Origin of the sequence: Streptomyces sp. CA-288835 (genome assembly GCF_050936385.1) — a bacterium.
Classification (GTDB): Bacteria; Actinomycetota; Actinomycetes; order Streptomycetales; family Streptomycetaceae; genus Streptomyces.
The window spans coordinates 8,220,238-8,242,054 of the sequence record NZ_JBNJMW010000001.1 but is presented as its reverse complement, the minus strand read 5'-3'; the positions used below and the strand labels follow the sequence as shown (position 1 = coordinate 8,242,054).

Sequence of the window (21,817 nt, the reverse complement as noted above, 5' to 3'; positions counted from 1 at the left end):
TGGTGATCGGTGGAACCCCCTGATTTCCGGGTGATCCACTACTCAAGTGTCGCCTAGTGCGTGCTGGGACGCCGGGCGTTTTCCAGGCGTCCGGTGAGGCGCCTGGCGTCTTCCAGGTGGGTGGCGAGCTGCTTCTGGATGCGCCCGGTCGCCTCGTCGAGCGCCTTGCGCGTACGCCGCCCGCTGCCGTCGCCGGCTTCGAAAGGATCCCCGAAGACGACGTCGACGCGGCTGCGCAGCGGAGGCAGCCCCTTTATCAACCGTCCGCGCCGCTCCGTACTTCCCAGCACGGCGACCGGAACGACCGGCGCTCCGCTGCGCACGGCGAAGTAGGCGAGCCCGGCACGCAGCGCGGCGAAGTCGCCCTCGCCGCGGCTGCCCTCGGGGAAGATGCCGAGGACTCCGCCGTTCTCCAGGACGCCGAGGGCCTGGGTGATGGCGGTGCGGTCGGCGGTCGAGCGGTCCACCTTCAGCTGGCCGACGGCGTGCATGAAGGGGCCGAGCGGGCCGACGAACGCTTCCTTCTTGACGAGGAAGTGTGACGCCCGGGGCGCGACGCCGATGACCATCGGACCGTCGATGTTGTGGGAGTGGTTGGCGGCGAGGATCACCGGGCCGGTCGCGGGGACCTTCCATGCGCCCAGGACGCGCGGCTTCCACAGCCCGTACATCAGGCCGACGCCAATGCGCCGCCCGACCTCGGCACCGCGTGCCGAAGGTGGCTCGGTCACTTCGCTGCCCGCTTCTCCTCGACGAGGGTGACGACGCACTCGATGACCTGCTGGAGCGTGAGGTCCGAGGTGTCCACCTCGACCGCGTCGTCCGCCTTGGCGAGCGGCGAGGTCTTACGGGTGGAGTCGGCCGCGTCCCGCTTCAGCAGGGCCTCGCGGGTCGTGTGCAGGTCGGCGCCCTTCAGCTCACCGCTGCGGCGGGCGGCGCGGGCCTCCGGGGACGCGGTGAGGAAGATCTTCACGTCGGCGTCGGGCAGCACGGTGGTCCCGATGTCCCGGCCCTCGACGACGATGCCGCCCTCGGCTGACGCGGCGACCGAGCGCTGCAGCTCGGTGATCCTGGCGCGCACCTCGGGCACGGCGCTGACCGCGCTGACCTTGGAGGTGACCTCCTGGGTGCGGATCGGGCCCGAGACATCCGTGCCGTCCACCGTGATGGTGGGCGCCGAGGGGTCCGTACCGGACACGATCTCCGGCTTCGCGGCCACGGCCGCGATCGCGGACGGGTCGCTGACGTCTATGCCGTTGTTCACCATCCACCAGGTGATCGCCCGGTACTGGGCACCGGTGTCGAGGTAGCTCAGACCGAGCTGGGCCGCGACGGCCTTCGAGGTGCTCGACTTGCCCGTGCCGGAAGGGCCGTCAATGGCGACGATCACTGCCGGAGCGGTCCGGGCGGCGCTGGTTTCCACGGGTGCGGGCACCTTCCTGGTACGGGGTGGTGGGCTGGCAGGGGCACGATCGCGCCCCGCACAAGGTTACTGTCTCCCCGAGCCCGGTATTACTGGCCTCCGGCCGACCCGGCCCTACGAGGTTCGGGACGGCTGCGACGGCCTCCGACCGCCGACTCGGCGACACCCGGACACAGGGGCACGCCCCCGGCCGCTACTGCCGGATCGCCCACCCTCGCTCCCGCAACGCAGCCGTCAACACCGGCGCCACCACCGGCTTCACCATCAGCTCCACCAGGCCCGCCTGCTGCCCGGTCGCGTGCTCGATGCGTACGTCCTCGATGTTGACGCCCGCGGCGCCGGCGTCCGCGAAGATGCGGGCCAGTTGGCCCGGCTGGTCGTTGATGAGGACGACGACGCTCTCGTACACCGTGGGGGCGGCGCCGTGTTTGCCGGGGACGCGGACCTGGCCGGCGTTGCCGCGGCGCAGGACGTCCTCGATGCCTGTGGCGCCCTCGCGGCGCTTGGCCTCGTCGGAGGACTGGAGGGCACGCAGGGCCTGCACCGTTTCCTCCAGGTCGGCGGAGACGTCCGCGAGGAGGTCGGCGACCGGGCCCGGGTTCGCGGACAGGATGTCGATCCACATCCGGGGGTCGGAGGCCGCGATCCGCGTGACGTCACGGATGCCCTGGCCACAGAGGCGTACGGCGGCCTCCTCGGCGTTCTCCAGGCGGGCGGCGACCATGCTGGACACCAGGTGGGGCATGTGGGAGACCAGGGCCACCGCGCGGTCGTGGGCGTCGGCGTCCATGACGACCGGTACGGCACGGCAGTGCGACACCAACTCCAGCGCCAGGTTGAGCACTTCGGTGTCGGTGTCGCGGGTGGGCGTCAGCACCCAGGGGCGCCCCTCGAAGAGGTCCCCGGTCGCGGCCAGCGGGCCCGACTTCTCACGGCCCGACATGGGATGCGAACCGATGTACGCGGACAGGTCGAGCCCCAGCGCCTCCAGCTCGCGGCGCGGCCCGCCCTTGACGCTGGCCACGTCCAGGTAGCCGCGCGCGACCCCGCGCCGCATCGCGTCGGCAAGCGTCGCGGCGACGTGCGCGGGCGGTGCCGCGACGATCGCGAGGTCGACGGGGCCCGCGGGCTCCTCGTCCGTGCCCGCGCCGAGCGCGGCGGCCGTACGGGCCTGCTCCGGGTCGTGGTCGGCGAGGTGCACGACGACGCCACGCCCCACCAGGGCCAGCGCCGCCGACGTGCCGATGAGCCCCGTACCGATGACGAGTGCGGTCCTCACTGGGCGATGTCCTTGCGAAGCGCGGCCGCGGCGCCGAGGTAGACATGCGCGATGTCGGAGCGCGGCAGATCGGACTCGATGTGCGCGAGGACGCGTACGACGCGGGGCATGGCGCCCTCGATGTCCAACTCCTGTGCGCAGATCAGCGGTACGTCGACGATGCCGAGCTTGCGCGCGGCGGCTGCCGGAAAGTCGCTGTGCAGGTCGGGCGTCGCCGTGAACCAGATGCTGATGAGGTCCTCGGTGGTCAGCGAGTTCCGCTCCAGGATGGCGGTGAGCAGCTCACTGACCTGCTCGTCCATGTGCCCGGCTTCGTCCCGCTCCAGTTGGACGGCGCCGCGGACCGCTCGTACCGCCACGGTGTCGCTCCTCGCTGATGTACGTATCGGCTCTGTGCCCATCCAGCGTAGTCAGCCCGTGGTGCACGGGTGCGCGGCGCCCGCCTGCCGAGACGAGGGGCGATCCCCTTGTCACGGGCCCGGCTCAAGCCCTTGTCATTGTTACGGAACCGTTCGTTCCCGCCACTCGGAGTGAAACCGTCTGGGTCCGCCTATGGACGCCACCCGTCGCGTCCGCTTGCATGGAACCGCTGTCCGCGACGCCTCGGGGGAGGCACAAATGAAGCGCTCCGGACCACTTTTCACGCTACTCGGGGGACTCCTGCTGGCCCTGGTGATGCTGTCGCTCAACGCGACGACAGGGACGAGCCCCACCGCGTCGGGCGGAGGCGAGCCACCCGCCACGAAGGTCTCGCCCAGCCCGGAGCCCGAGCCGACGAAGACGACCGCGCCACCGAGCCCGTCGCCGAGCGCACCCGGCAACGCCGACTACGCGGGCCGTACGGACGACGACTCCTCCGCGGTCGCCGTCTCGCTGCGCGACGGCAAGGCGATCGCGTACTTCTGCGACGGCCGGGACCAGGAGTCCTGGCTGAAGGGCGACGTCAAGCCCGACGGCAGCATGCGCCTGACCAGCAAGCAGGGCGGCGTGCTGAACGGCGAGCTGAAGGGCGGCCGGATCAGCGGCACGGTGGACATGGGGCAGCAGGAGTACGGGTTCACCGCCGACAAGGCGCTCAAGCCGTCGGGGCTGTACCGGGCCACCGAGTCCGTACGCGGCGCCGAGATCGACGGCGGCTGGATCGTGCTGCCGGACGGTCAGCAGGTCGGCATCGTCAAGCGCGACGGCACGCCGTCGGCCGCGCCCCGTATCGACCCGGAGACCGGCGCCGTGACGATCGACGGACAGCAGCTCACCGCGCGTCCCGTGCAGCCGTAGACCTCCGTTCAGCCCTGGCCTCAGCCCTGACCGCAGGGAGCCGACCATGACCGTCGACCCGAACGCCGCCACCCAGGACTTCCCCTCACCCGAACCGGCCCGCCGTCCACAGGCCTCCCGTTACCTCGTCCCGGCCCTGGTCGCCGGGGCGGTCGCCCTCGCCCTCGGCGCGTACGGCAAGGTGCACGACCCGGCCGGCACGGCCTTCAACCTGGCCGGGTTCAGCAGCACGGGTGCCGTCAAGTCCTGGCTGGCCACCGGGGCAATGGGGTTCGCGGTGGTGCAGTTCGTCTCGGCGCTCATGGTGTACGGGAAGCTGCCGGGCCCGAGCTGGGCAGGGGTGCTGCACCGCTGGTCGGGGCGGGTCGCGTTCCTGGCCGCGGTACCGGTGGCCGTGCACTGTTTATACGCTTTGGGCTACCAAACATATGAACCGCGCGTATTGTGGCATTCGCTGCTGGGCTGCTTCTTCTTCGGTGTCTTCAGCGCCAAGATGCTGCTCCTTCGCTCGGAGCGACTGCCCGGCTGGCTGCTGCCCATCGTGGGCGGAGTCGTCTTCGCCGCGCTCACGGTGGTCTGGCTGACCTCCGCCCTCTGGTTCTTCCGCACCTTCGGAGTGACGACATGACGATCAGCGCGACGCGTCGCACGGTGCTCGCGGCGGGCGCCGCCGGCGCGGCTGCCCTGCTCGCCGGATGCAGCGAGTACGGGAACGAGAACGGCGGGGGCGAGGCGGAGTCGCCTGCCCCGGAGGAGACGTCCGGGGAGTCCCCCGGCGAGGCCCCGGCCGGCGAGGAACTGGCCAAGACTGCCGACATCCCGGTCGGCGGCGGCAAGATCTTCAAGGACGAGCAGGTCGTCGTCACGCAGCCCGAACAAGGCGAGTTCAAGGCGTTCTCGGCCATCTGCACCCATCAGCGCTGCACGGTCGCCAACGTCTCGGACGGCACCATCAACTGCACCTGCCACGGCAGCAAGTTCCGCGTCGCCGACGCCTCGGTGGCGGACGGCCCCGCGACGAGACCGCTCCCCGAGGAGAAGATCACGGTCACCGGAAATTCGATTCGCCTGGCGTGATCCGGCCCCTACGCTCGTCCGCATGAGCCCCGATGACCTGGTACGCGATCACACGATCTACTCCTGCGTCATGGGCTCCCGTGCCTTCGGCCTGGCCACGGATACGAGTGACACCGACGTGAGGGGCGTGTTCCTGGCCCCCACCCCGCTCTTCTGGCGCTTCGAGAAGCCGCCGACGCATGTCGACGGTCCCGCGGAGGAACAGTTCAGCTGGGAGCTGGAGCGCTTCTGCGCGCTGGCTCTGCGTTCCAACCCGAACATCCTGGAGTGCCTGCACTCGCCGCTCGTCACGCACGCGGACGACACGGGGCGTGAACTCATCGCCCTGCGCGAGGCGTTCCTGTCCCGCCAGGCGTACGACAGCTTCGTGCGCTACGCGCTGGGTCAGCGCAAGAAGCTGGAAGCGGACGTTCGCACGCAGGGCGCGCCGCGCTGGAAGCACGCGATGCACTTGCTGCGCCTCCTGACGAGTTGCCGCGATCTGCTGCGCACGGGTGCGCTCGTCGTCGACGTCGGCGACCAGCGGGAACCTCTGCTCGCGGTGAAACGCGGCGAGGTTCCGTGGTCGGTTGTCGAGGTCCGCATGGCGCGGCTGGCGGCTGAAGCGGAGGAGGAGGAGGCCCGCAGTCCGCTTCCGCCCGAGCCGGACCGGGCCAGGGTCGAGGACTTCCTGATCCGCACCCGCCGTGCCTCGGCCGGCCGGCCGCTCCCGGACGAGGAGATCATGCGTCCCAGAGTGCTCCCAGGGCCATGAGGTCACCCCGGTACTCGATCCGGTCCGCCCACTCCGTAGGCCAGGCGTCAGCCCCGGTGTACGCCCCGGCAAACGCCCCCGCCAGGCAGGCGATCGAGTCGGAGTCACCCGAGGTACAGGCCGCTCGCCGCAGGGCCGTGAGCGGTTCGTCGAGGAAGAGGAGGAAGCAGAGCAGACCGGTGGCGAGGGCTTCTTCCGCGATCCAGCCCTCGCCGGTGGCCAGGCACGGGTCCGTCTCCGGCGAGGGTGAGCGTACGGCTTTCTGCAGCCGGTCCAGGATCTCCAGGCACTCGTCCCAGCCCCGCGAGATGAAGTGCGTCGGCGTCGGATCCTGGCTGCGCGTCCACAGGTCGCCGAGCCAGTGCTCGTGGTAGCGGGTGCGGTTCTCGTACGCGTACGAGCGCAGCAGCCCGACGAGCCCGGTCGGCTCAGTGCCCTGCGCGAGGAGCCGCACGGCATGCGCGGTGAGGTCCGACGCGGCCAGCGCCGTGGGGTGGCCGTGGGTGAGCGCGGCCTGCAACTGGGCGGCTCCGGCGCGCTGTTCGTCGCTCAGGCCGGGGATCAGCCCGATGGGCGCGACGCGCATGTTGGCGCCGCATCCCTTGGAGTGGATCTGGCTGGCGTCCTGCCAGGGTCGGTCCGGGCGCTTCAGCTTCTCGCAGGCGACAAGACATGTGCGGCCCGGCGCCCGGTTATTCTCCGGCGACTGGAACCAGTTCACGAACTCCTCGCGCACGGGCCGTTCCATCCTCTTGGGTGCGAGCACCCCCCGGTCCGTGGCCGTCCGTAGCCCCCACCCCAACGCCAGCGTCATCTGTGTGTCGTCCGTGACGATCGCCGGTGTCGGCAGCCCCATCTCCCGCCACGGCCCGAACTTGGCGAGGATCGACGGTACGTCGTTGAACTCGGTCGGAAAGCCGAGCGCGTCCCCGAGGGCCAGCCCGATCAACGCCCCTGTGGCGGCACGCTTCCTAACGGTGGTGGTCATGAGGATGGTCCCTCCCAGGACGGAGCTGGTCGCAGTAGTGGTGGACGCAGCGCGGTGGCGCTGCCTGCCCGGTACACCGCCGCTGGCTTACCCCGCCCCCCAGTCAGCCGCGCCCCACCGGGCACCGGCTCGACGAACCCAGCCGTGGCAAGGACCTTGCGCCGGAAGTTGGGCCGGTCCAGGACCGTCCCCCACACCGTCTCGTAGACCTGCTGGAGTTCCCCGAGCGTGAACTCGGGCGGGCAGAAGGCCGTAGCGAGGCAGGTGTACTCGAGCTTGGCGCCGACCCGTTCGTGGGCGTCGGCGAGGATCCGGTCGTGGTCGAAGGCGAGCGGCCCGAGCCCGTCGTACGGCAGCCACTGGGCGTGGGCCGCGTCCGAGCCGCCGTGTGGCTCCGGAGCGTCGGGCAGCAGCGCGGCGTACGCGACGGAGACGACCCGCATCCGGGGATCGCGGTCCGGTTCGCTGTAGGTCCGCAGCTGCTCCAGGTGCAGTCCGGTGACGTCCGACAGGCCGGTTTCCTCGGCGAGTTCGCGCCGGGCGGCCGTCTCCGCGGACTCGTGGGGCAGGACGAAACCGCCGGGCAGAGCCCAGCGGCCCGCGTACGGCTCCTGCCCGCGCTGGATCAGCAGCACCTGGAGTACGCCCGCCCGGATCGTGAAGACCGCGAGGTCGACGGTGACGGCGAAGGGCTCGAAGGCGTACTTGTCGTAGCCCTCGGGTGCGGTCCCCGCTGTTGGCGCCACGCCGCCCACCCCCTTAATAGTCACTCAGACTATAAAGCGGTGGGCGGGTCGCGGCAACCCCTCAACCCCCGTCTCGATCCCTGTCCGTGGACGTCAACTCCCGTTCTTGGACGGCGAAAGCGCCGCCACCACCGCCCCCGCGGCCGACACCCCCGCCGAAACCCACAGCGCAGGCGCACACCCATCGATGAAGCTCTCCGCCGAGTCGTAGCCCCCGAACTGGACGAACACGGCCGCGGCGACAGCCACTCCGAAGACCCCGCCCAGCTCCCGCAGCGCATTGTTGACGCCCGACGCGACGCCCACCTCGGCGGGTGGCACCGACGCGCTCACGGCGTTCGCGACGGTGGGGAAGACCATGGAGATGCCGACTCCGGCGATGATCAGCGGCACGACCAGGCGGTCGTAGCCGACCCCGGGCCCCACCTGCCAGGCCATCAGCCCGAGCCCCACCGCTTGGAGGACAAGGCCCGTCAGCATGAAGGGCCGGTTCCCGAAGCGGTCCGCGAGCGCGCCCGCGACCGGCGCGACGAGCAGGGGCGTACCGGTCCATACGAGAATCCGGAGGCCCGCCTCCAGCGGGGAGTTGCCCAGGCCGACCTGGAAGAGCTGCGAGATCATGAACAGCGCGCCGAGCAGCGACATGAACATCAGGAAGACCGCGCCGTTGGCGGTGGAGAAGCCGCGCCGCCGGAAGTGCGCGAGCGGCAGCATCGGGTACCGCGCCCCCGACTTCTCCCAGCCGAGGAAGGCCGCCACGAACACGGCCCCGACGGCCAGGGCACCCAGCACCTCGGCACTCCCCCAGCCGGCCTCCGGCGCCCGCACCGGCGCCCAGGCGAGCCCGGTCAGACCCACGGCCGCCAACACCAGCCCGACGATGTCGAGTTGGGGCCGCGGGCCATAGCTCTCGCGCAGCTTCATCGCGGCGAGCGGGAGCATGACGAGCCCCAGGGGCACGTTCAGCCAGAAGATCCACTGCCAGGACAGACCATCCGTGACGGCCCCGCCGAGGACCGGCCCGGCGGCCACCCCGAGTCCGCTGACCCCACCCCACAGGCCGATCGCCACGCCCCGCTTCTCCGCCGGGAACGCCTCGCTGATCAGGGTCAGTGTGAGGGGCAGCAGTACGGCCGCTCCGGCGCCCTGGACGGCGCGTGCGGCAATGAGTTCACCGGCGCCCCCGGCCAGCCCGGCCCACGCGGAGGCCAGTGTGAAGACGGCGAGCCCGGTGACGTACATCCGCCGCCGCCCGAACCGGTCGCCGAGCGCGGCGCCGGTGAGGGTCAGGCAGGCGAAGACGAGGTTGTACGCGTTGATCGTCCACTCAAGCTGGGACAGGCTCGCCCCGAAGTCGGCCTGCAGCGCGGGCAGTGCGGTGGCGACGACCACCACGTCCAGCGCGCACAGGAGCGCCCCCAGCCCCGCAAGTACCACTGTCCAGACGCGCCGCGGGGGTGCGGTGGACGGTGGCGCCTTGCGGGCGGGGGCGAGCAGAGTTTCTGTGATGTCGATGTCAGAGTCGATGTGAGACATGAGGGATAAAAGCCCTTCCGTGAGAGTCACTCACGGAAGGCAGACCAGCCCCGTCCCGAAAAGGAATCGCGCCCGAGAAACGCGACCAGCCGGTCGGAGGCATCGGCCCGGGGCAGCACGCCGACCGGCTCGGCGAAGCGCACTCCCCGGTCCTCGTCCGCCACCACGCACCGCGCGACGGACAGCAGCTCGGCCGCGAGCGCGGACGGTATCGGCCGCGGCCGCCCGCAGGCCTGCGCCACGTCCCAGCCGTGGACGGCGATCTCCACGGCGCCGGTGGCGGCCATCACGCGTACGTCCAGCGGCCGGTCCCCCACGCTCACGGAGCGCTCCTCCCCTGGCAGCGCCACCCAGGCGCCCAGCAGCGCGCAGGCACGCCGCCGGAAGTCGCACGCGGGATCCGTACGGCCCGCCGCCGCTGGGAAGAGACCGATCCGCCCGCCCGTCAGCCCCTCGTGCAGTGCGTCGAGCGCGTCGTCGAGATGACCGAGCAAGTCCCCCAGATCCCACCGCGCGCACGGCGTGGCCCGCCCCAGACCCTCGCGGGGCACCAGGGCGACGCTCCCCAGCGCGTACGCAAGCGAACGCTCCAGCAGCTCCCCGGAGTTCACGAGAGCACCTCGGGCATCCCGAAGTGCCCGGCCAGCCCCGGTTCCAGGAAGACGGTGATCCGCGTGATCTCCCGGTCCTCGACGGTGAGCACCTGCACGGAGTGCGCCAGGTAGGCCCCGTCCGCACCGCGCTTGTACGCCACCACGGCCGGCTGCCCGTTCGCCCGCGTCGGGAGCATCCGCAGACCCCCCTTCTCATGCTCGAGCGCCTCCAGGAACCGCATGACGTCCTTCCTCCCGCTGAACCACTCCAGGTAGGGCGGCATCTCCAGTTCGACGCCTTCCTGGAGCAGCCCGAGCAGCGCCTCCATGTCGGCGTCCTCGAAGGCGGCCACGTACCGGTCGAGCAGTTCGCGATCGCCCGTGCTGTCCGGCTCCGCCAGGAGGTCTTCGTCGGGCGCGACTTCGTCGAGTCGGGCACGCGCGCGTTGGAGGCTGCTTTTCACGGCTGCTGTCGATATGCCGAGCAGGGCAGCCACCTCTTGCGCGCGCCAGGCCAGCACGTCCCTGAGGATGAGTACGATCCGCTGCCGCGGCGGCAGGTTCTGCAGCGCCGCGACGAGCGCGAGCCGCAGGCTGCCGCGCGCCGCGACGACGGCTGCCGGGTCGACGAGCGTGTCGGGCACCGGCTGGAGCCACGGGATGTCCGTCGGAGGGGTCCTCGGCGGCTCCTCTGGCGCGTCTGACGGCCCGCCGAGCCCGGTGGGCAGGGGACGGCGCTCGCGTCCCTCCAGCGCCGTCAGACACGTATTCGTGGCGATCCGGTAGAGCCAGGTCCGCAAGGAGGCGCGGCCCTCGTATCCGTCGTACGACCGCCAGGCCCGCAGATACGTCTCCTGCACCAGGTCCTCGGCGTCGTCGACCGACCCGAGCATCCGGTAGCAGTGCGCCAGCAGCTCGCGCCGGTACATCCCCGTCAGCCGTACGAACTCGTCGCGATCCGTCGTCACATGCATGGCCGCTCCCTTCCCTCACGGGTACAGACCCCAGGAGCGGCGAAAACGCATCGGCCGGCCCCGGACGAATTCCGGAACCGGCCGTCGTGCACCACAGGGGCCTAGAGGTTGACCTCCTGCATCAGCATCCCGACCTCCGTGTTGGACAGGCGGCGCAGCCAGCCCGACTTCTGGTCGCCGAGTGTGATCGGGCCGAAGGCGACGCGCACGAGCTTGTCGACCGGGAAGCCCGCCTCGGCGAGCATGCGCCGCACGATGTGCTTGCGGCCCTCGTGGAGCGTGACCTCTACGAGGTAGTTCTTGCCGGTCTGCTGGACGACGCGGAAGTGGTCCGCGCGCGCGTACCCGTCCTCCAGCTGGATGCCGTCCTTGAGCTGCTTGCCCAGGTCGCGCGGGATCGGGCCCACGATGTGCGCGAGGTAGGTCTTCTTGACGCCGTACTTGGGGTGGGTCAGCCGGTTGGACAGTTCGCCGTGGTTGGTGAGCAGGATGATGCCCTCGGTCTCGGTGTCGAGCCGTCCCACGTGGAAGAGCCGCGTCTCACGGTTGGTGACGTAGTCCCCGAGGCACTGGCGCCCCTCCGGGTCCTCCATCGTCGAGACGACACCGGCGGGCTTGTTCAGCGCGAAGAACTGGTACGCCTGTGTGGCGACCGTCAGCCCGTCGACCTTGATCTCGTCCTTCTCCGGGTCGACGCGCAGCCCCTGCTCGAGCACGATCTCGCCGTTGACCTCGACGCGGGCCTGATCGACCAGCTCCTCGCAGGCGCGCCGCGAACCGTATCCCGCGCGCGCGAGCACCTTCTGCAGCCGCTCGCCCTCCTGCTCGGCGCCCGGGAAGGTCTTCGGGGGCTTGACGTCCTTCTTGCCCGCGTACCGCTCCCGGTTGCGCTCCTCGATCTGCGTCTCGTACTCACGGGGCCGCGCCGGAGCCGTACGACCGCGCCCGCCCGGCTGCCCCTTCTTCGGAGCGCCCTTGGCGCCGCCTCGCGCAGAGGCGCCGCGCCCGGACTTGGGGCCCTCCTTGCTGGCGTCGGGGCCCACGTCGTAGCGGCGCTCCTCGGGGCGGGGCTTGCGGGGGCGGCCCTGCCCCTGCTTCTGGTCCCTGTTGTTGCCGGCGCCGCGGGAGTTACCGCGCCCGCCACCGCTCTTGCCGCTGCCGCTGCTTCGCATCAAATTTCCGTCGTCGTGTCGTCATCGGGGTCCGGTGCATCCGGATCGAACGACGGTACGCCTTCCTGCGTCTCGGCCTCGATCGCCTCCGCCTCGGGGAGGAAGGGCGCGAGCTCCGGAAGCTCGTCCAGGCCGCGCAGGCCCATCCGCTCCAGGAAGTAGTTCGTCGTCCTGTACAGGATCGCACCTGTTTCGGGTTCCGCGCCCGCCTCCTCTATCAGTCCGCGCTGCAGGAGAGTGCGCATCACACCGTCACAGTTCACTCCTCGTACGGCCGAGACGCGGGAACGGCTGACCGGCTGCCGGTACGCCACGACCGCCAGCGTCTCCAGAGCGGCCTGCGTGAGCCGCGCCTGCTGGCCGTCCAGTACGAACCGTTCGACGGCCGCCGCGTACTCGGGCCGCGTGTAGAACCGCCAGCCCCCGGCGACGAGCCGCAGCTCAAAGCCCCGCCCCTGGACGGTGTACTCGTCGGCCAGCGCCCGCAGCGCGTCCGCGATCTGCCGCCGTGGCCGCTCGAGGATCTTCGCGAGGTGCTCCTCGGTCGCGGGTTCGTCCACGACCATGAGTACGGCCTCCAGGGCGGGCCCGAGGTCGAGATCCGCGACGGTACGCAGCCCCGCCGGAACCTCGGTGGTGTTCTCGCTCACGCCTTCTCCTCCTTGGCTTCGTCCTGGACCGGCTCCGGCGGCCTGTCGAACTCGTCGGTCACCCTGGGCTCCTCGTCGCTGTCCCCGCCCGTCCAGCGCACCAGCAGCTCCCCCAGCGCCTCCTCCTGATCGAGCGCGACGGCCTTCTCGCGATACAGCTCCAGCAGGGCCAGGAAACGCGCCACAACGGTCAGCGTGTCGTCCGTGTCCTCCACGAGCACCCGGAACGAGGCCTCCCCCAGCTCCCTCAGCCGCGCCACCACAATCCCCGCCTGCTCCTGCACACTCACCAGCGGGGCGTGGATGTGGTCGACGTACACCTGCGGCTTGGGCTTGGGCTGCATCGCCTTCACAGCGAGCTTCGCGAACCCCTCCGCCCCGATGCTGATGACGACCTCGGGCAACAACTCGGCGTGATGCGGCTCCAGTCCGACGGTGCGGGGATACCGGCGGGCCTCTTCCTCGAGTCGCCGGCTGAAGATCTCGGCGATCTGTTTGTACGCGCGGTACTGCAACAGCCGCGCGAACAACAGATCCCGCGCCTCGAGCAACGCCAGATCCGCTTCGTCCTCCACCTCGGCAGACGGCAACAGCCGAGCAGCCTTCAGATCAAGCAGAGTGGCGGCAACGACCAGAAACTCAGTCGTCTCATCAAGATCCCAGTCGGGCCCCATCGCCCGGATATGAGCCATGAACTCATCGGTGACCTTAGAAAGCGCGACTTCGGTCACATCGAGCTTGTGCTTAGAGATCAACTGAAGCAGCAGATCAAAGGGCCCTTCAAAGTTAGCCAACCGAACTTTGAAGGTCCCGTCGTCCGGCTCGGCATCTACGCGGGGCACGCTAGGCGCCGCAGGCGCCGCGGGTTCAACAGCGGCCGGCTCGCCGTCCGCGTTGTGGGCAGGCGTTCCGCAGGGCGGAACGGGTGGGCACAACGCCCCACGGTCCGCAGCCGAAGTACTGTCCTCAACCAGAGACGGGCTCTCCGCCGCAGGCGGCTCAACCTCCGCCGGAGGCGAGGGCAACTCCTCCGCCTCCGGAGGCGAAGACGCCTCAACCTCAGCCGGAGGCAAAGACGAACCCCCCGGCCCCCGCCCCAGCGCACGCCGACGCCCGGCGGAGCCAGCTGCGGGGACGGAACCGTCGTACGAGGTCATAGCCGTCGCAGGCTACCGCCTACCGCTTACCGCCCACGAAGCCGACGGACAAGAATGCTGGCGTCCCCCCGGGACTCAAGATCCGCGAGCACCACGGCCACAGCCTCCCGCACGATCCGCCCGCGATCCACCGCAAGCCCATGCTCCCCGCGCAGCACCAGCCGGGCGTGCTCAAGATCCATGAGCTCCTCGGCAGACACGTAGACGGTGATCTTCTCGTCGTGCCGCTCCCGCCCACTGGGACGCCGCGCGGCGGCCCGCCCGCGCTTACGCGGCTGAGCGGCGGCGCCAGAACCTTCCTGCGCCGCCCCCTGCCGTCGCCCGGAGCGCTCGCCCCCGGCGGCACGGGTGCGGGACTCCCCGGCATCGGCGGACTCGGAGTCCGCGGCCACATGCTCGGCCCCGTCTCCGTCCCCGCCCTGCGCGGGCACAGCCTGCGGCGCGTCCTCCGTGGTCCCGGAACCGGATCCCGAGCCGGAGGCAGCCGTATCGCCCTCTCCCGCGGGAGCCGGCACCCGGGCGGCCTCACCGTTGGACTGGCCGTTGGCCTGGCGCCTGGGGCTGGAGGACTGAAGCGCCATTCCCCCTGTCGTACGGAACAGTTCGTCGGCCCCCGGCAGACTCACTCGGCGTGACACCGGGCGAGCACCTCCCTGGCGAGCTGGCGATAGGCGGCGGCACCGACGGAGTTGGAGGCGTATGTGGTGATCGGTTCACCGGCGACCGTGGTCTCCGGGAAGCGGACCGTGCGCCCGATGACCGTGTGGTAGACGTGATCGTCGAACGCCTCGACAACGCGCGCGAGCACCTCACGGCTGTGCACCGTGCGCGAGTCGTACATCGTGGCGAGGATCCCGTCGAGCTCCAGCTCCGGGTTGAGCCGCTCCTGGACCTTCTCGATGGTCTCGGTGAGCAGCGCCACACCACGGAGGGCGAAGAACTCGCACTCCAGCGGCACGATCACCTTGTGGGCGGCCGTGAGCGCGTTCACGGTGAGCAGGCCGAGCGAGGGCTGGCAGTCGATCACGATGAAGTCGTAGTCGGCCATCAGCGGCTTGAGCGCCCGCTGCAGTGTGGACTCGCGCGCGACCTCGGAGACGAGCTGAACCTCGGCGGCCGACAGGTCGATGTTGCTGGGCAGCAGGTCCATGTTCGGGACCGCGGTCTTCAGGAGGACCTCGTCGGCCGCCATGCCCCGCTCCATGAGCAGGTTGTAGACGGTGAGGTCGAGTTCCATCGGATTGACGCCGAGGCCGACCGAGAGCGCGCCCTGCGGGTCGAAGTCGACCAGCAGGACTCTCCGTCCGTACTCCGCTAGCGCGGCCCCCAGGTTGATGGTCGACGTCGTCTTGCCGACGCCGCCCTTCTGGTTGCACATCGCGATGATCTTCGCGGGGCCGTGATCGGTGAGCGGGCCCGGGATCGGGAAGTACGGCAGCGGGCGCCCGGTCGGGCCGATGCGTTCACGACGCTGGCGTGCCGCGTCGGGCGCGAGCGTGGCCGCGTACTCCGGATCGGGCTCGTACTCGGCGTCGGGGTCGTAGAAGTGCCCTTCGGGCAGGTCGTCGTAGTCGGCGAAGTGGGTGCGGTTCTCGCCACTTCCGTTGCCGGCCATGGCGTTCACGTGATGGCCATCCATGCTCTGGTGGACTGTCTGAGTCCGGTGTGGACTCTGGTGGGCTGCGAAGGTGCGCACAGCTACGGAGCCGACAGCCTCGAGCCCCGTGGGCCTCGGGCCCTGCGCAGGCATTCCTGGTTGACCACCCCCGGGAGTAAATGTCGACTCATTCACAAGTCGTCTTACCTCCTTGGTGACCAGGAAACTTCTAGATAGGTCAGCGTGGCACCATGCCGACGGTTGGCGACTCTATGGCGTGTCACCGGTCCGCAGCAACACAATCCGCCGGACCCGGCCCGATGTGTCGGCAACGGAACACCCCTCTGTCAAGGGCGTAAGGCCGTCGCACGGCAGGTTTCGCGGGTGTGCGAAACGGTCGAAGGGTTACGTTCGAGGCGAGTTGAGCGAGTCTCGCAAAGGGTCTCGACACACAGCGGCCGGACCTGGTTCCCCAAGGTCCGGCCGGATGTATGCCGTTGACGACTCGTGTTGACGTATCGCCTTTTGCCGGCGGAGAGATGAGTGCTGGCGGATCAGCCGAGCAGGGTCTCCAGCTCCCGGTGCTCCAGTCCGTGCGCCTCGGCGACCTCGCGGTAAATCACCTTGCCGTCATGGGTGTTGAGGCCCTTGGCCAGCGCGGGATCGCGGCGCAGCGCCTCGACCCAGCCGCGGTTCGCGAGCTCCACGATGTACGGGAGCGTGGCGTTGGTGAGTGCGTACGTGGAGGTGTTGGGCACCGCTCCGGGCATGTTGGCGACGCAGTAGAAGACCGAGTTGTGGACCGGGAAGGTCGGCTCGGCGTGGGTCGTCGGTCGCGAGTCCTCGAAGCAACCGCCTTGATCAATCGCGATGTCGACAAGAACACTTCCCGGCTTCATCCGGGAGACGAGCTCGTTGGTGACCAGCTTCGGTGCCTTGGCGCCCGGGATGAGCACGGCGCCGATGACGAGGTCGGCCTCCAGGCAGGCCTTCTCGAGTTCGAAGGCGTTGGAGACGACGGTCTGGATCTTCGTACCGAAGATCTTGTCGGCTTCCTTGAGCTTGTTGATGTCCTTGTCGAGCAGGGTCACGTGGAAGCCCATGCCGATGGCGATCTGCGCGGCGTTCCAGCCGGAGACACCGCCACCGATGACGACGGCCCGGCCGGCCAGCACGCCCGGGACCCCGCCGGGCAGCACCCCGCGGCCGCCGTTCGGGGCCATCAGGTGGTAGGCGCCGACCTGCGGCGCGAGCCGGCCCGCGACCTCCGACATCGGGGCGAGCAGCGGCAGTGCGCGACTGGGCAGCTCGACGGTTTCGTACGCGATGGCCGTGGTGCCGGACTCCAGGAGGGCGTCCGTGCACTCCTTGGACGCGGCCAGGTGCAGGTAGGTGAAGAGGATCTGGTCCTTGCGGAGGCGGTGGTACTCCTCGGCGATCGGCTCCTTGACCTTCAGCAGCAGGTCGGCGGAGGCCCACACCTCGTCCGCGGTGTCGAGGATCCGCGCGCCGGCGGCGACGAACTCGTCGTTCGTGATCGAGGAGCCGACACCGGCATCCCGCTCGATGACGACCTGGTGGCCGTGGCGCACCAGCTCATGCACTCCGGCGGGGGTGATGGCCACCCGGAACTCGTTGTTCTTGACCTCGCGGGGGATGCCGACCTTCACGTCGATCACGGTCCTTGGCTCAGGGGGTTGTGGTTAACGCCTGCCCGGACGATGCCTGACATACCCGGATGCACGGGAGCACACCGGGAGACACCACGCAGGTACGCGGTGGAACCAGTCTAATGAAGGGATTCCCCGTGTCTAGCCTTTCAATGCTTCAATCTTCTGCGGATGTACTACGGATTTCGTAGGCGTTAGCGTCGTGTTCCCTGGTGGACAGGTCCTCCGGGAGCTCGTTTCCCAGCATGCGCTCGGCCGCGCCACGGTGCAGCCGGGCCGCCACGGGGTCGCCGAGCCGGTCCAGCGTGTCGGCGAGCCGGAGCTGCAGAGCGGCCCGCAGTCGTACGTCCTCGGCGCGGCGCGCCCACTCGATCGCCTCCTGGCAGGTGCGCAGCGATTCCTCGGTCCGGCCGGCGTACTCCTGCACCCGTGCCAGTTCGCTCAATGCCCTGGCCACGCCCGCCACATCACCGTTCCTGCGATGCCCGGTGACGGCCGAGCGCCAGCTGCGCAGCGCCTCGTCGTAGCGGCCCGCGTAGGTGTGCACGGTGGCGATACGGCCGTGCAGTCGGGCGGCGTCCACCCGCTCGTCGCGGGCGAGCCGTTGCGCGAGTGCCCGCCCGTACCAGTCGGCGGCCCGGTCGAAGTCCCCCAGCTCCTGATGCGCGCCGCCTACGGATTCCATCGCGCGGCCGGTCGCATACGGGTCATTCGCCTCCCGTCCGGCGTCGAGAGCGGCGCGGTAGCGGGCGAGCGCATCGGTGGTACGGCCGTTCCGGGCGTCCAGATCGGCGAGGTTCAGCAGGGCTGCGGCCTTCTCGCGGGGCAGCTTGCGCCGCTCGGCGACATCGAGGACGAGCTGGTGGATGCCGTACAGCTCGGGCGCCGCCGCCTGCGTACCGAAGTGCGCGACCATCGCCCGCACCAGCGCGGCCATCAGTCGGCGAGCGAGGGTGTCCAGCTCCCCGTCGGCGACCGCGAGCCGCGCGGAGGCCAGCAGTGCGGGCTGCCGGATGCGCAGCCAGTCGGCCGCCGCGCGGGGGTTCTTGAAGCGCAGGGCGCTGGGCATCCCGGCGAGCTTCTCGCGGGCGGGCGAGCTGTCGGTCTCGGTGATCGCGCGGCAGGAGGCCAGCAGTCGTACGGTCCGCTCCAGCATCCGGGCGCGGGCCAGCTGCAGCTCGGCCGGCCGGTCCTCGCTCTCGGTGAGCGAGCGCAGCAGCGGCAGCAGACAGCCGGGCACTTCGTACTGCGGCAGCGGTGACTCGACGCGCCGCAGGAAGCCGAGCCCGGCGAAGTCGTCCAGGGTGGACGCGGCGGCGTCCACCGAGCAGCCGACGAGCGCGGACGCGGTGTGCGGGTCGACAAGGCCCGCGGGGGCGAGCGAGAGCAGGCGCAGCATCTGTGCGCGGGCCGGGGGCAGTTCGGCGTACACGAGGTGGAAGACGCGCTCGAGTGGCGGGCCTTCGTCACCCTCTGTGCGCAGTTGCTTTGCGAGGTCGGCGACGGCCGCCTTGGGCCGGCGGGCCAGCCAGCCGCCGGCGAGTACGAGCGCGGCGGGCTGGGCCGCGCAGATCTCGACGAGTCCTTCGGCGGCGCGCGGATCGACGGTGATGCGCACGGAGCCGGTGTAGCGGCCGAGGAGTTCGACGGCGGACTTGGTGTCCAGGCCGCCGAGGGTGCAGGGGCGGACGTCGGAGATCCCGGTCAGAGGCCCGCCGGAAACGGCGACGACCAGGCATTCCGGGGTGTCGGGGAGCAGTGCGTCGACCTGTTCCGCGTCCGCCGCGTCGTCGAGCAGAAGCAGGGCCCGGCGGGTGGCGAGGGCCTCGCGCAGCGCCTCGACGAGGTCGTCCTCGGGGGCCCCGGGCGGGGCGGTCTGCTCCAGGGCGGCAAGCAGTTCGCGGGCGGTGCGCTCGGTGGGTACGGGTGTGCCGTCGGGTTCGGTGAGGCGGGCTCGTAGCGTGCCATCGGGATAACTGTCCGCGACCAGCCGCACGAGTTCCTCGGCGAGCGCGGTGCGGCCGAAGCCGCGCTTGCCCGCGATGAGCAGCACGCGCGCGCGGGGCGCTTTCCGGCCCGCGATGGTGTCCAGGCCCGCACGCTCGATGTCGGCCCTGAGCTCCTTCAACTCTCTTGTACGGCCGAGGAACTGACCCTCCGTGGGAGCAGCGGTGTCAGCTGGGCGCTGCTTCTTGGCCGACAGCTTCGTACCCTCGGTGTCCACCGCCTGATCCGTCACGGGCCACACTCCCGTCCCACCGCACGCGCAAGCCCGCCGGGACTCCGGACGGGGCATTTGTAGAGCCTAGTTCACGCTCTGCGACGATCCCGTGGGAGCACGGCGGGCACGTCCCCCGATCGGATCAGGCGATCGTCACACCGGCGACAGCACGGTGTACGCGGCGGCCTCGCGAGCAGTCGAGGCTCACACCTCGAAGGGCCGCGCGGGCCACGGCGCCTCGGCCGGGCGCAGCGCGTCGAGACCGTCGCCGTTCTGGGCCGCGACCAGCGAAAGGACGCCCACGACAAGGCAGTTGTTGTGCAGCTCACCGGCGAGCACACCGCGCACGAGCTCCTCGACGGGGACCCGAGAGAGCTCCATGTCGGCCTCTTCGTCCTCGACCTCGAAACGCTGCCCCTCGGCCTCGGACAGATCCCGGGCGAGGAAGATCCGTACGGCCTCGTCGCAGCCGCCCGGCGTCGTGTACACGTCCGTGAGCACCCGCCAGTCCTCGGCCTTGACGTGGGCTTCTTCGTACAGCTCTCGCTGGGCGGCGTGCAGCGGGTTCTCGCCGGGGATGTCGAGCAGGCCGGCCGGGATCTCCCACAGCTTCTGGCGTACGGGGTGCCGGTACTGGCGGATGACCAGGACGCGGCCCTGGTCGTCGAGGGCGAGGACCGCCACCGAACCGGGGTGGACCTGGTAGTCGCGGCGGACGACCGTCCCGTCGGGCATGACCACGTCGTCCGTGCGCACGGAGGTCTTGTTCCCCGTGAACGGAGTTTCGGTCGCCCTGACCTCCCACTCCGCGGCGGTGTCCTTGATGGTCATGTCGACTTGTCCTCCCACGTACACAGAAAAACCGGGGCACGCGCCGCAAAGGACCCGCACCCCGGCAACCGTACAACCTCGTGTTACTTACCCGTCTTGCCCGTCTTGCGCTCCACAGCGGCCTTCACCAGGCCCGCGAACAGCGGATGCGGACGCGTCGGGCGCGAGCGCAGCTCGGGGTGCGCCTGGGTCGCGACCAGGTAAGGGTGGACGTCGCGCGGGTACTCCAGGTACTCCACGAGCTTGCCGTCCGGGGACGTGCCGGAGAACAGCAGACCGGCCTTCTTCTCCAGCTCGGCGCGGTAGGAGTTGTTCACCTCGTAGCGGTGACGGTGACGCTCCTCGACGTACTCCTTGCCGCCGTACACCTCGCGTACGACCGAGCCCTCGGTGAGCTTGGCCGGATACATGCCCAGCCGCATCGTGCCGCCCATGTCGCCCTCGCCGGCGACGATGTCGAGCTGCTCGGCCATGGTGGAGATGACCGGGTGGCCGGTCGCGGCGTCGAACTCCGTGGAGTTGGCGTCCGCGATGTCGGCGAGATTGCGCGCGGCCTCGATCACGATGCACTGCAGGCCGAGGCACAGGCCGAGCAGCGGGATCTTGTTCTCGCGGGCGTACTGGATGGCGCCGACCTTGCCGGAGACGCCGCGGTCGCCGAAGCCGCCGGGGATGCAGATCGCGTCGACGTCGGCGAGCTGCTGGGCGGCACCCGCCGGGGTCTTGCAGTCGTCCGAGGTGACCCACTTGATCTTCACGCGCGCCTTGTTGGCGAACCCGCCCGCGCGCAGCGCCTCGGTGACCGAAAGATATGCGTCGGGCAGATCGATGTACTTGCCGACGAGCGCGAGGTTGATCTCGTGCTGCGGGTTGTGGACCCGGTCGAGCAGGTCGTCCCAGATCGTCCAGTCCACGTCACGGAAGGCGAGGTCGAGCTTGCGTACGACGTAGGCGTCCAGGCCCTCCGTGTGCAGGACCTTCGGGATGTCGTAGATCGACTTGGCGTCGATGGCCGCGACCACGGCCGCCTCGTCGACGTCGCACATCAGCGAGATCTTGCGCTTGATCGCGGTGGGCACATCGCGGTCGGCCCGCAGCACGATCGCATCTGGCTGAATACCGATGTTGCGCAGAGCCGCAACCGAATGCTGCGTCGGCTTCGTCTTCAACTCCCCCGACGGTCCGATGTAGGGAAGGAGCGAGATGTGGACGACGAACACATTGTCGCGGCCCACCTCGTGACGGACCTGACGGACGGTCTCCAGGAACGGCAGCGACTCGATGTCGCCGACCGTGCCGCCGACCTCCGTGATCACCACGTCCACGTCGTCGGTGGCCATGCGCCGGATGCGGTGCTTGATCTCGTTGGTGATGTGCGGGATGACCTGCACGGTGTCGCCGAGGTACTCGCCGCGCCGCTCCTTGGCGATCACCGTGGAGTACACCTGGCCGGTGGTGACGTTGGCGGAGCCGTCCAGGTCCACGTCGAGGAAGCGCTCGTAGTGGCCGATGTCCAGGTCCGTCTCGGCGCCGTCGTTGGTGACGAACACCTCACCGTGCTGGAAAGGGTTCATGGTGCCCGGGTCGACGTTCAGATACGGGTCGAGCTTCTGCATCGTGACCCGCAGGCCCCGCGCCTTGAGCAGTGCGCCCAGGCTGGACGCGGTCAGGCCCTTGCCGAGGGAGGAGGCGACGCCCCCGGTGACGAAGATGTGCTTGGTCGTCGAGGATTTGGAGGGCATGGCCAAGACGGGGCTCCCGTGGTCGCGGTTCGGAGTGCGGGCCGGCTGCCTGACCCGGGCGTTTCGGGAGGTGCCGTCGCTGCGGTTCGGGGGACCCCTCGCGTCGGTTTCTGCTTCGGGGGCGCCCAC

22 protein-coding genes are annotated in these 21,817 nt (G+C 70.1%); 4 read left to right on the top strand and 18 right to left on the bottom strand.

The window, feature by feature from the left end; translation table 11 throughout:
• Window positions 1–53: 53 nt before the first annotated feature.
• The 4 genes from ACQEVY_RS37280 to aroH all read right to left on the bottom strand — a co-directional run bounded on the left by ACQEVY_RS37280 (window position 54) and on the right by aroH (window position 3,061).
• Window positions 54–770 (bottom strand): lysophospholipid acyltransferase family protein, encoded by a 717-nt coding sequence (locus ACQEVY_RS37280; protein WP_432954007.1) that lies wholly within the window; start codon window positions 768–770, stop codon window positions 54–56.
• The gene (gene cmk / locus ACQEVY_RS37275) at window positions 728–1,423 is read right to left on the bottom strand and encodes a (d)CMP kinase (RefSeq protein ID WP_432954005.1); all 696 of its coding nucleotides are present in this window, start codon (window positions 1,421–1,423) and stop codon (window positions 728–730) included. Before cmk ends, ACQEVY_RS37280 begins: the two co-directional genes overlap by 43 nt.
• Window positions 1,424–1,616: 193 nt before the next feature.
• The gene (locus tag ACQEVY_RS37270; protein ID WP_432954003.1) at window positions 1,617–2,702 is read right to left on the bottom strand and encodes a prephenate dehydrogenase; all 1,086 of its coding nucleotides are present in this window, start codon (window positions 2,700–2,702) and stop codon (window positions 1,617–1,619) included.
• Window positions 2,699–3,061, bottom strand: coding sequence for a chorismate mutase (gene aroH, locus ACQEVY_RS37265; protein ID WP_033324028.1), 363 nt, complete (start codon window positions 3,059–3,061; stop codon window positions 2,699–2,701). Before aroH ends, ACQEVY_RS37270 begins: the two co-directional genes overlap by 4 nt.
• A 259-nt stretch (window positions 3,062–3,320) precedes the next feature.
• On the opposite strand from aroH, the gene ACQEVY_RS37260 reads away from it, so the two are divergent.
• From ACQEVY_RS37260 to ACQEVY_RS37245, 4 genes are read left to right on the top strand one after another with little or no spacing between them, the layout of a single operon-like run.
• Complete coding sequence (locus ACQEVY_RS37260; RefSeq protein WP_432954001.1) at window positions 3,321–3,980, top strand: hypothetical protein; 660 nt, start codon at window positions 3,321–3,323, stop codon at window positions 3,978–3,980.
• Window positions 3,981–4,026: 46 nt separating this feature from the next.
• Complete coding sequence (locus ACQEVY_RS37255) at window positions 4,027–4,608, top strand: DUF6529 family protein (protein WP_432953999.1); 582 nt, start codon at window positions 4,027–4,029, stop codon at window positions 4,606–4,608.
• Window positions 4,605–5,057 (top strand): Rieske (2Fe-2S) protein, encoded by a 453-nt coding sequence (locus ACQEVY_RS37250; RefSeq protein ID WP_432953998.1) that lies wholly within the window; start codon window positions 4,605–4,607, stop codon window positions 5,055–5,057. Before ACQEVY_RS37255 ends, ACQEVY_RS37250 begins: the two co-directional genes overlap by 4 nt.
• A 22-nt stretch (window positions 5,058–5,079) precedes the next feature.
• Window positions 5,080–5,811, top strand: coding sequence for a nucleotidyltransferase domain-containing protein (locus tag ACQEVY_RS37245; RefSeq protein ID WP_432953997.1), 732 nt, complete (start codon window positions 5,080–5,082; stop codon window positions 5,809–5,811).
• Here the strand turns inward: ACQEVY_RS37245 and ACQEVY_RS37240 are convergent.
• From ACQEVY_RS37240 to ACQEVY_RS37175, 14 genes are all read right to left on the bottom strand, one after another.
• The gene (locus ACQEVY_RS37240; RefSeq protein ID WP_432953996.1) at window positions 5,780–6,799 is read right to left on the bottom strand and encodes an ADP-ribosylglycohydrolase family protein; all 1,020 of its coding nucleotides are present in this window, start codon (window positions 6,797–6,799) and stop codon (window positions 5,780–5,782) included. The two genes, ACQEVY_RS37245 and ACQEVY_RS37240, sit on opposite strands and share 32 nt — an antisense overlap.
• Window positions 6,796–7,545 (bottom strand): NUDIX hydrolase, encoded by a 750-nt coding sequence (locus ACQEVY_RS37235; RefSeq protein ID WP_432953994.1) that lies wholly within the window; start codon window positions 7,543–7,545, stop codon window positions 6,796–6,798. The genes ACQEVY_RS37240 and ACQEVY_RS37235 overlap by 4 nt, the downstream gene beginning before the upstream one ends.
• A gap of 93 nt (window positions 7,546–7,638) precedes the next feature.
• Window positions 7,639–9,081, bottom strand: coding sequence for a DHA2 family efflux MFS transporter permease subunit (locus tag ACQEVY_RS37230; protein WP_432953993.1), 1,443 nt, complete (start codon window positions 9,079–9,081; stop codon window positions 7,639–7,641).
• A 26-nt stretch (window positions 9,082–9,107) separates the two neighbouring features.
• On the bottom strand, window positions 9,108–9,692 hold the full coding sequence (locus ACQEVY_RS37225) for a TIGR03086 family metal-binding protein (RefSeq protein ID WP_432953991.1): 585 nt from the start codon (window positions 9,690–9,692) through the stop codon (window positions 9,108–9,110).
• The gene (locus ACQEVY_RS37220; protein ID WP_432953990.1) at window positions 9,689–10,648 is read right to left on the bottom strand and encodes a sigma-70 family RNA polymerase sigma factor; all 960 of its coding nucleotides are present in this window, start codon (window positions 10,646–10,648) and stop codon (window positions 9,689–9,691) included. Before ACQEVY_RS37220 ends, ACQEVY_RS37225 begins: the two co-directional genes overlap by 4 nt.
• 101 nt (window positions 10,649–10,749) lie before the next feature.
• Window positions 10,750–11,820 (bottom strand): pseudouridine synthase, encoded by a 1,071-nt coding sequence (locus ACQEVY_RS37215; protein WP_432953988.1) that lies wholly within the window; start codon window positions 11,818–11,820, stop codon window positions 10,750–10,752.
• The gene (gene scpB / locus ACQEVY_RS37210) at window positions 11,820–12,470 is read right to left on the bottom strand and encodes an SMC-Scp complex subunit ScpB (RefSeq protein ID WP_165340188.1); all 651 of its coding nucleotides are present in this window, start codon (window positions 12,468–12,470) and stop codon (window positions 11,820–11,822) included. The genes ACQEVY_RS37215 and scpB overlap by 1 nt, the downstream gene beginning before the upstream one ends.
• Window positions 12,467–13,627, bottom strand: a complete 1,161-nt coding sequence (locus tag ACQEVY_RS37205; RefSeq protein ID WP_432953986.1) for a segregation and condensation protein A — start codon at window positions 13,625–13,627, stop codon at window positions 12,467–12,469. Before ACQEVY_RS37205 ends, scpB begins: the two co-directional genes overlap by 4 nt.
• Before the next feature lie 26 nt (window positions 13,628–13,653).
• The gene (locus ACQEVY_RS37200) at window positions 13,654–14,265 is read right to left on the bottom strand and encodes a hypothetical protein (protein ID WP_432953984.1); all 612 of its coding nucleotides are present in this window, start codon (window positions 14,263–14,265) and stop codon (window positions 13,654–13,656) included.
• Window positions 14,250–15,377, bottom strand: coding sequence for a ParA family protein (locus ACQEVY_RS37195; protein WP_432953982.1), 1,128 nt, complete (start codon window positions 15,375–15,377; stop codon window positions 14,250–14,252). Before ACQEVY_RS37195 ends, ACQEVY_RS37200 begins: the two co-directional genes overlap by 16 nt.
• A gap of 401 nt (window positions 15,378–15,778) precedes the next feature.
• Window positions 15,779–16,903, bottom strand: coding sequence for an alanine dehydrogenase (gene ald / locus ACQEVY_RS37190; protein WP_432953980.1), 1,125 nt, complete (start codon window positions 16,901–16,903; stop codon window positions 15,779–15,781).
• Window positions 16,904–17,051: 148 nt separating this feature from the next.
• Window positions 17,052–19,133, bottom strand: coding sequence for a tetratricopeptide repeat protein (locus ACQEVY_RS37185; RefSeq protein WP_432953979.1), 2,082 nt, complete (start codon window positions 19,131–19,133; stop codon window positions 17,052–17,054).
• Window positions 19,134–19,319: 186 nt separating this feature from the next.
• Window positions 19,320–19,946 (bottom strand): NUDIX domain-containing protein, encoded by a 627-nt coding sequence (locus ACQEVY_RS37180; RefSeq protein WP_432953977.1) that lies wholly within the window; start codon window positions 19,944–19,946, stop codon window positions 19,320–19,322.
• Between the two features lie 83 nt (window positions 19,947–20,029).
• Entirely contained in the window at window positions 20,030–21,688 is a 1,659-nt protein-coding gene (locus ACQEVY_RS37175; RefSeq protein WP_432953976.1) for a CTP synthase, read from the bottom strand.
• Window positions 21,689–21,817 lie beyond the last annotated feature (129 nt).